Annotated in this window: 10 protein-coding genes and 1 pseudogene; 4 read left to right on the plus strand and 7 right to left on the minus strand. The window is 67.5% G+C overall.

The features are described 5' to 3' along the window. The 3 genes and pseudogenes from L978_RS12385 to L978_RS12395 all read right to left on the minus strand — a co-directional run. A pseudogene (locus L978_RS12385) lies at nucleotides 1–215 on the minus strand (DNA/RNA non-specific endonuclease); the annotation flags it as partial. Between the two features lie 32 nt (nucleotides 216–247). Further along, nucleotides 248–988 carry a cache domain-containing protein gene (locus tag L978_RS12390; RefSeq protein WP_231555054.1) on the minus strand — a complete coding sequence of 247 codons (741 nt, stop codon included), beginning with the start codon at nucleotides 986–988 and terminating at the stop codon, nucleotides 248–250. 35 nt (nucleotides 989–1023) lie between these two features. Then, on the minus strand, nucleotides 1024–1827 hold the full coding sequence (locus L978_RS12395; protein ID WP_047523417.1) for a FadR/GntR family transcriptional regulator: 804 nt from the start codon (nucleotides 1825–1827) through the stop codon (nucleotides 1024–1026). A gap of 117 nt (nucleotides 1828–1944) precedes the next feature. On the opposite strand from L978_RS12395, the gene L978_RS12400 reads away from it, so the two are divergent. The 4 genes from L978_RS12400 to L978_RS12415 all read left to right on the plus strand — a co-directional run bounded on the left by L978_RS12400 (nucleotide 1945) and on the right by L978_RS12415 (nucleotide 5976). Beyond that, complete coding sequence (locus L978_RS12400) at nucleotides 1945–3012, plus strand: ABC transporter ATP-binding protein (RefSeq protein ID WP_047523418.1); 1068 nt, start codon at nucleotides 1945–1947, stop codon at nucleotides 3010–3012. Nucleotides 3013–3072: 60 nt separating this feature from the next. Beyond that, complete coding sequence (locus tag L978_RS12405) at nucleotides 3073–4254, plus strand: extracellular solute-binding protein (RefSeq protein ID WP_047523419.1); 1182 nt, start codon at nucleotides 3073–3075, stop codon at nucleotides 4252–4254. 76 nt (nucleotides 4255–4330) lie between these two features. Next, a complete protein-coding gene (locus tag L978_RS12410) occupies nucleotides 4331–5158 on the plus strand; it encodes an ABC transporter permease (protein WP_047523420.1) in 828 nt (275 codons plus the stop codon). A gap of 5 nt (nucleotides 5159–5163) precedes the next feature. Then, a complete protein-coding gene (locus L978_RS12415; protein WP_047523422.1) occupies nucleotides 5164–5976 on the plus strand; it encodes an ABC transporter permease in 813 nt (270 codons plus the stop codon). Between the two features lie 4 nt (nucleotides 5977–5980). Here L978_RS12415 and L978_RS12420 read toward each other — a convergent pair whose 3' ends face one another. The 4 genes from L978_RS12420 to L978_RS12435 form a co-directional block, all read right to left on the minus strand. Beyond that, nucleotides 5981–6187 carry a CDGSH iron-sulfur domain-containing protein gene (locus L978_RS12420; protein WP_047523425.1) on the minus strand — a complete coding sequence of 69 codons (207 nt, stop codon included), beginning with the start codon at nucleotides 6185–6187 and terminating at the stop codon, nucleotides 5981–5983. After that, a complete protein-coding gene (locus L978_RS12425) occupies nucleotides 6184–7224 on the minus strand; it encodes an iron-containing redox enzyme family protein (RefSeq protein WP_156118291.1) in 1041 nt (346 codons plus the stop codon). Before L978_RS12425 ends, L978_RS12420 begins: the two co-directional genes overlap by 4 nt. A gap of 90 nt (nucleotides 7225–7314) precedes the next feature. After that, entirely contained in the window at nucleotides 7315–8103 is a 789-nt protein-coding gene (locus tag L978_RS12430; RefSeq protein ID WP_442921827.1) for an endo alpha-1,4 polygalactosaminidase, read from the minus strand. A gap of 35 nt (nucleotides 8104–8138) precedes the next feature. Then, nucleotides 8139–8834, minus strand: coding sequence for a DUF899 family protein (locus L978_RS12435; RefSeq protein ID WP_047523423.1), 696 nt, complete (start codon nucleotides 8832–8834; stop codon nucleotides 8139–8141). Nucleotides 8835–8980: the final 146 nt, after the last annotated feature.

The raw sequence follows: 8980 nt of genomic DNA on the forward strand, positions 1-8980 counted from the left end.
TCGGCGGGGATGCGGGGATCGAGCCGCCACTCGCCCGTGCGGGGCAGTTCCCGGAGCCGGGCACCGTCGATGTTGACCGCCGTCACTGCAGCCACTCTGCGTGCGGGGTCGAGCAGCACGGTGAAGCGCGGGTAGGGAAGTTCACGGCTCGGTTGCGCGGGGCGTGGAAGTGGCAGTGGCGTGCCGAGGAAGTCCGGGTCGTAGCCGTCGGTCATGCTCCTATCGTGCACGGGGCCTCCGACGAGGGCTAGCCGGATCGAAGGGCGCTACCTCGTTCGTCGCCGGGCTCGACGATCACGTCGAGCGCGACTCCCTCGCAGCCGACGCGCGGAAGAGCGGCGAGACCGCTGCCGCGCACGGAGTCTCCCGTGGCCCATCGAGGATCGGTCGATACCACGACCCGACCGACGCCGTTCGTCAAGGTCACCTCGCATCCGAGTGCGGCGAAACGCGGAGTGAGGTCCTGTTCGACGGCCGACACCAGCAGGTCGAGTCCTGCGACTCCGATGCGCGCGCCGTCCACCTCGGCGGGGACCGCGATGGTGATCGTGTATTCGTCGCTGCACAGGTAGTCGACGTAGGGGCCTGCGACGTGCGGCTCTCCGGTGGCCATCGGCACCCGGAACCACTCCAGCGCGCTGTAGTCGATGTTCTCCTTGTTCAGCGACTGGGAGGCGAGAACGAGCTGTCTCCGATCCTCGCCCTGCCACCAGGCGAGGTGACTGTGCGCGTCGGTGAGGAGGTCGATCGCCGCGATGAATCCTGCTCCATAGACGGGTCTCTCCTGCAGGGCAAGAGTCGTCAGGGCGTGGGGTTCCACGAGCGTGTCGATCTTCGAGCGGGTGAGCGGGCCGGTCGCTCTCGCCTCGGAGACCTGGGCGGCGAACGGGTCCACCCAGTCGAGGAGCGTGCGCACGGGCGCCGTGAAGTAGTCCTCCACGATTGCCGCTGCGGCCTGGATGGCGGTGTCGGTTGCTGTGTTCATCATCGCGTCCTCCTGTGCACGTCGATGGGGGCTGTGTTCTAGCCGGTGGTGGCCTGGAGCCGGATCAGGGCATCGATGGTCTCCGCCGCCATGAGCTCGGTTCTCGCCCCGGCGGCATCGGGGTCTCCGGCCTCCACGGCGTCGATCACGGCGGCGAGGTGAGCGGCCTGCCGTCGGAGGTTCTCGGTCTCGTAGGCGACGAGGCGCAGAAAGGGGGAGAGCTCCGCCTGCAGCTTCATCTGCTCGCGGGTGAGTCGCGCCGACTGGCTCAACGCGACGATCTCGATCTGCACGTCGTCGAGGAGGCGGCGCTGTGCTTCGGGGTCGAGGTCTTCGATCCGCTCCAGCCGGCGACGCACCCGCTGTGTTTCGCTGGGATCGGCGCGCTTCGCCGCGAGTCGGACGCATGCTCCGGTGATGGCGGCGTAGTGGGCACCGAGGTCTCGCAGTGCCAGGCGCGACGTGCGGCGCACGGCCTCTCTGGCGAACGAGAGCGGATCGGCGTGCGCGGCGACGAAGCTGCCTCCGTTGCGCCCGCGGCGGGTGACGACGAGGCCGCGGCCCCGGAGGGCGAGGAGCGCTTCACGTACCGTCACGGGGGCGACCCCGAGGCTCTTGCTCAGGTCTGCTTCCGATGGGAGTCTCTCGCCGGCGCGGAGGTGCCCGCGCGTGATCGCATCGACCAGGCGACGCTCGACGAGTTCCGCCCTGCCTTCGTCGCCGATCGGCTGGAACAACGCCCCCTGGAGTCGATGCGGCTGCGCATGCTCCGTCTCTGTTTCGAGTCCGGGGGAGAGATCCGCAGAGGCGTGCGTCGGGTGCGTCGTCGAGCTCGATCCCATCCTGCGATTCTCCCTTCCGTGATCACGATACCCAAGAAGTTCCTGTTGACATATTACCTATGGGTTTATATGTTTTGGTGAATCTTCCGAGTTCGACGACGATCTGAGGAGCGCGAGATGATCGCCACGGCACCCGCAGCACCCACGACACCCGAGGGCACACGCCCGGACGGGACGGTGACTCTGAGCGGCGTCACCAAGTCCTTCGGCGAGTTCACCGCCGTCCGCGACCTCGACCTCGAGGTCGCGTCGGGTGAGTTCCTGTCGATGCTGGGCCCCTCCGGCTCCGGCAAGACCACGGTGCTGCGCATGATCGCCGGCTTCGAAGACGTCACCGCGGGCAGCATCCTCCTTTCCGGAGTGGACGTCACGCGTACGCCACCGCACTCGCGCCCGGTGAACACGGTCTTCCAGGACTACGCGCTCTTCCCGCACCTGACCATCGCCGACAACGTCGGCTACGGGCTCCGCGTGCGCGGCGAAGGCAAGGCCGCCCGGGCTGCCCGGGTGCACACCTCCCTCGAGCAGGTTCGCCTCGACCATGTCGCCGACCGACTGCCCCACCAGCTCTCGGGCGGCCAGCGTCAACGCATCGCCCTGGCCCGAGCGCTGATCCTGCGCCCGCAGGTGCTGCTGCTCGACGAGCCGCTCGGCGCGCTCGACAAGCAGCTCCGCGAGCAGATGCAGATCGAGCTCAAGCAGATCCAGCGCGAAGTCGGAATCACCTTCATCTTCGTCACCCATGATCAGGAGGAGGCGCTCACGTTGAGCGACCGGGTCGCGGTGTTCAACGGCGGCCGTGTCGAACAGGTGGGTGCCCCTCGAGATGTCTATGAGCGACCGGAGACGGAGTTCGTCGCGCGGTTCCTTGGCCTCTCGAACCTCATCGGCGGGGAACTCGCCGAGGCCCTCACCGGCGACCGGCGGACGATGAGCGTGCGACCGGAGCGCATGCGGCTGACGGGCCGCGATGTGGCGCTCTCCCCGGGGGAGGTCTTCCTCGACGGCACGATCACCGAGATCGTCTACACCGGCCCGGCCACCCGCTACCTGATCGCGACCGACGCGGGGATGGACGTCACCGCCGAACGTCCCAATGCCCGGCACTCCGCCGACGACGACCTCGCCCGCGGTCACCACGTCCGTGTCGTCTGGTCTCCCGACCAGGCGGCTCGGCTTCCCTGAAGAACGCAACAACCGAACACCCGATGCACACCTGCAGCACTGATCACGAAGGAGCGATCCATGCGTAAGAAGATCCTGGCCACCACGGCGATGGCAGCCGCCGCCGTCCTCGCCCTGTCCGGCTGTACCACCGGAGGTGAGGCCTCCGAAGGCTCCGGCGAACTCCAGATCGACGTTCCCGACATCGCCATGCAGGAAGCCCTCGGCGACTACGAGGGAGAGGTGAACATCGTCGCCTGGAGTGGATTCGTCGAGCCGGCGTGGAGCGACGCCTTCACGAGCGAGACCGGTTGTGTGGTGAACCGTCGTGTCGCCGGTACCAGCGACGAGATGGTCCAGCTCATGCGCACCGGCGACTACGACCTGGTCTCCGCTTCGGGGGATGCGAGCCTGCGTCTGATCGCCGGCGGCGACGTGCAGCCGCTCAACCTGGAGCTCATCCCGAACTTCGGCGACGACATCGTCGAGGGCATGAAGGGCCAGATCTACGACACGATCAACGGCAAGTCGTACGGCATCCCGATCGGTCGAGGCGCGAACATCCTGCAGTACAACAGCGAGATCGTCACCGAGGAGCCCACCAGCTGGGACGTCGCCTGGGAGAAGGACAGCCCGTATGCGGGCAAGGTCATCGCCTACGATGCTCCGATCTACATCGCCGACGCCGCGGTGTACCTGATGGCGCACGAGCCCGACCTCGGCATCACGAACCCGTACGCGCTCGACGAGGAACAACTGGAGGCGGCGATCGACCTGCTCAAGCAGCAGAACGAGATCGTCTCCGAGTACTGGTCCGACCCCGCGGCGCAGATCACGTCCTTCGCGGGCGGGACCACCGTGCTCGGCACATCGTGGGAGGTGCTGCGCAAGCTCACGGAGGATGACAGGTTCCAGAGCGTGCTGCCCGAAGAGGGCTCGACCGGCTGGTCGGACGCCTGGATGCTGGCCACAGAATCGAAGAACCCGAACTGCGCGTACGCATGGATGGACTACTCGTCTTCCCCGGAGGTGAACGGCGCGATCGCGATGAACTTCGGCATGGCGCCGGCCAACGCCGCCTTCTGCGACACCAGCGAGGAGGCGAAGGCGCACTGCGAGTACTTCAACGCGACGGACGAGGAGTACTTCAAGAACGTCTGGTTCTGGACGACGCCGATCGAACAGTGCATCGACGGCCGCACCGACGTCACCTGCACCAACTTCCAGCAGTGGACGGACGCCTGGCTCTCGGTCAAGGGCTGAGCCGCCTCGAGGGGGTGGGTCGGCAGGCCCATCCCCTCATCCGCCCGCATCTTCCGCAACCACGAACGGGATCGACATGAAGCGCCGCCTCCGGATCGCCGGGCTCCTGGCCCTTCCGATGACCTGGCTCATCGGGATCTACATCTTCTCGCTGGTCATGCTCCTGGTGACCGCGTTCTGGATCACCGACCCCTTCACCTCGAAGGTGAAGCCGGGGTTCACCCTGCGCAACTTCGAGCAGCTCCTCGTCAATTCCGCCTACCTGTCGACATCGATGCGGACGCTGGGCATCGCGCTCGCGGTGACGGTGCTCGCCATCCTCATCTCGGTGCCTCTCGGCATCTTCATGGCCAAGATCGCGTCGCCGTGGCTCCGGGCGCTCCTGGTCGTGTCGATCACCCTGCCGCTGTGGGCCGGGTACCTGGTGAAGGTGCTCGCGATGCGCATCACCTTCACCGAGCAGGGGTTCGCGAATTGGTTGCTGGCACCGTTCGGGATCTCCGGTCCGGGGTTCAGCGTGCTCACCGTCGTGCTCACCCTGACCTACCTGTGGCTGCCGTACATGGCGGTCCCGGTGTACACCGCGATCCGCCAGGTGCCGCCCAACCTCTTCGATGCGTCCGCCGACCTCGGTGCCGGATCATGGCGAACGATCGCATCGGTGGTCCTGCCGATCATCAAGCCGGCCCTCATCGCCGGCTCCGTCTTCACGTTCTCCCTGAGTCTCGGCGACTACCTGGTCGCCCGCTTCGTCGGCGGGGACACGCAGATGATCGGCAGCGTGATCGCGTCGAACATCAACCTGAACCCGCCGCTGGCGGCCGCGTACTCGCTGGTCCCCATCGCGTTCGTCGTCATCTATCTGGTGAGCGTGCAGCGCACCGGTGCTCTCGAAAGGATGTGAGTCGCATGCTGAGACTGTCCCGCACCTCGAAGGTCGTGCTCGGCGTCATCGTCGCGGTCGTCCTCGCCTTCATGTACATCCCGCTCGCGCTGGTGGTGCTCAACTCGTTCAACGCCGCGCGCATCGTGAGCTGGCCCGTGAGCGGGTTCTCGCTCGAGTGGTGGGGCAAGGCGTTCACCAGCGAACCGGTGCGCGCGGCGCTCCTGAACTCCGTGCTGGTCGCTTCCGGCGCAACCGTGATCGCCGTGATCCTCGGCACGCTCGTGGCCTTCGCCCTTCAGAGGTATTCGTTCTTCGGACAGCGCGCCGTGAACCTCCTGGTGGTGCTGCCGATCGCGCTGCCGGGCATCGTCACCGGTGTCGCCCTCAACAACACGTACAACCAGATCCTCGAGCCGATCGGCATCCAGGTCGGCTTCTACGGCATGATCATCGCGCACGGCACCTTCTGCATCGTCATGGTGTTCAACAACGTGCTCGCCCGGCTGCGACGAATGAACCCCGGCATCGAAGAGGCCTCGAAGGACCTCGGTGCGAGCCCGTGGCAGACCTTCCTGCTGGTGACCCTCCCGCAGTTCCGCAGTGCGCTGATCGCCGGAGCGATCCTCGCCTTCGCGCTCAGCTTCGACGAGGTGTACGTCACGATCTTCACGGCTCCTCCGGGCGTCGACACCCTGCCGCTGTGGATCATGAACCAGATGGCGAGACCGAACGAGGCAAACGTCGTCAACGTCGTCGCGACGGTCGTCATCGTCGCGTCCTTCATCCCGGTGTGGATCTCACAGCGGCTGGGGAAGGAGGTCGACGAGCGCGACTGACCGGTCAGTCGTCGGTGCGGAAGCCGGCCGCCTTGTGCGTGCCGTCGCAGAAGGGCTTGAGGGCGGAGAGGCCGCAACGGCAGAGGGCGACCGTCCGGCGGTGCGGCGCGATCGGATCCCCCTCGACGGTCAGCACCTCGATGTCGCCCCGCACCAGCAGCGGGCCGTCGGGGTACGGCGTGATCGTCACAGGCTCCCGTGCGGCGCTCATACGCCCGCCCGCTGCCGGAACGCGGAGGCCCCCGCCGTCCACGCCTCCAGAGTGGCGGTGCCACCCCAGCCGTCCACCGTCAGGCAGGCGGCGGCCCCGAACATGATGTCGGGGAGCAACTCCGGATGATCTTCGGCGAGGCTTCCCGCCAGATCACGGGCGGCGATCTGCTCGTGCACCGCATCCGCTTCCACATGCTCGTCGAAGTACGCGGTGACCGCGGCGTCGAAGCCCAGACGACGCAAGCCGTCGGCGTACAGGCGGCAGGGGATGGAGGAGGTCATCTCGTAGGCCGCCAGGTGTCCGACGATCGCTCCCACCAGGCGGCGGTTGAGACCGAACAGCGACATCATGTTCAGCGAGGCGAGGGTGAGCGCGGGCAGATCGTCGATGTGCGCGCCATAGGTCGCGTCGAGACCCGCGGCCGTCATCGCACGAGCGAAGAGCGCGGCGTGCACACGCTGTGGACGCCCGCCTCCGTACTCGTCGGACTGGATCTCGACCAGCGCGGCCTTGGCGCGACCGTCCAGCCGCGGGATCGCCCACGAGTGCGGGTCGGCCTCGCGCAGCGTGTAGGCCGAACGTTGGATGAGCATCTCCCGCGCCTGCTCCTCGGTCGCCTTCTTCACGAAGTAGCGTGAGAGGCTCGGCCCGGTGTCGGCCTCGGCGAGGGCGAAGAGGGCGCGGCCGACGGCATCCACGGTCGGGTCCGGCAAGTCGGGCGTCGGAATGCGCGCGCGCAGTGACCTCTCGAACGCCGCCTCGAGGACCTGTCTGGTCCGCAGGAGCGCGGGGTCCCACTCGAGGTCGGCGTCCAGCTGCGGCAGCGATCCGTAGGCGGAGGCGTAGAGGACGAACAGCGCGAGCTGGATGTCGTCGTCGCGCACGACGTCGGTGCTCGCTGCCACGGCGTCGGCGGCGAGTGCGGTGTGGTCGGACGCGGTGCCCTCCGTGAGATGTGCGATGACTGCGCGGCTCAGCGGGCCTCGATCGCGGAAGGCGAGGGCAGTGGGGGCGACGAGGGTGGATGCGGTCATAGGTCGGGCTCCTGACGATGGGGACAGGAGCATCCTGTGCGCAAACCCGTGACAGGTACAGGGACTTGACGCGGAGGCTCCGACGCCTCTCTAAGGGCAGGTCTCGAACGCGTACCCGTCGTCACCGGGCGTGACGAGATCACGGTCGCGGAGGACCATCGAGGAGGGCGTGTCGCCGTCTGCGCACATCTCGATGAACGGGCGGGGGAGTTCATCCGTGTACTCGATGTCGATGACGTGCTCTCCGTAGACCGCGGTGTACACGCCGCACTCCCGGTACACCGCGCATTCCTCGGTGACCGCGAAGTCGAAGCCCGCTTGCTCGTGCAGTGTGGAAGCGTCTTCCGCGGCGTTCTTCTGTCCGGCAGCGAGCCCCGCCGCGTGGGCGGCCTCGACGTAGAGGGTCGCCAGCGCGAGGTTGTCCTCGAGCGAGAGCGCGCCGTCCGACCGCGAGTACGAGTCGAGGTTGTCGAACTCCACGGCATCGAAACCCGACTCGGCGCAGCCCTCGATCCACGCGGTCACGGTGTCGGCGATCCGCTCGCGGCGCTCGGCGCTCGCCGTGTCGAGCAGGGCCTCATCCGGCCAATCCGGGTCGAACACGACCTCGCCGTCGTGCCGCAGCAGGAGATCGTCGGGCCAGGAACCGAGCTCAGCCGGTTGGGTCTGGAAACCGTTGACGTAGCAGATCGAGTAGACGCCCGGTGCGGGATCGGCACCACGGTCGCGCCCCACGATGCCGACTTCCGGCGCGGGAGCATAGGCACCACCGAGCTGATAGTCCGGAACAGCGCCGGCCGGTGGGAGCGCAGGGGCGCGCTCGGACTCGGGCGTCGCCGGAGGAGCTGCACACCCTCCGAGCGTGAGCACCAGTGCCACGACGGCGGAGAGCAGCGCGCCCCGGCGCGTCCGGTTCAGCGCGCCATCCCGTACAGCTCCGCGATCTCCCTCGACCCCATGCCTTGGGAGTAGGTCGGGTGCTGGGGCCAGCCCTCCGGCACGTCCTGCCATTCCTCTTGTCTTCCATAGGGAAGCAGGTCGACGAGCCCCTGCAGGTAGCTGAGCCGTTCGGTCCCGCGCCCGTTCGTGTGCCAGGTCCGGTATACCGTGTCGACGTCACGCAGGAGCACGTTCACCGCGAACCCGGCATTCGGCGGTGCGTCGACGTCGGCACCGAAGGAGCTGCCCGCACTCGAATACCACTCCATCGTGTTTCCCACACGGTCGCGGTAGGCCAGGGCCTCCTCGATCGGACCGTTCGTCACGATCACGAAGCGCGCGTCGTAGTAGCGCTCGAGCACGTCGAGCCGGGTGAACTGGGAGGTGAAGCCCGTGCATCCAGGGCACTGCCACTCCTCGCCGTCGGACCACATGTGGTTGTAGACGATGAGCTGGGACCGACCTTCGAAGATGTCCGCGAGACGGACGGGACCCTCTGCGCCGACGAGCGTGTGCTCCGGCAGCTCCACCATGGGGAGCCGTCGGCGTTGGGCGGCTATGGCGTCGAGCTCGCGGGTGGCCGCCTTTTCACGCACTCGCAGAGCATCGAGCTCGCGGCGCCATGTCTCGGCGTCGACGACGGGCGGAAGCGGCGTCTGTCCTGTGCTCACGGTGACCTCCGGTTGCTGAGCGACGGTGCGTCCAGTCTGCGCGCGGCCACCGACAGCGTCAATGCGGATCCGTGCCGGAGGCCGCGATGTCCGCCGGGACCGGCTCGGCCGGATTGCGACGGATGCCGATCCACGACACCACCCCG

It is taken from the genome of Microbacterium sp. ZOR0019 (genome assembly GCF_000800925.1).
GTDB lineage: Bacteria > Actinomycetota > Actinomycetes > Actinomycetales > Microbacteriaceae > Microbacterium > Microbacterium aurugineum.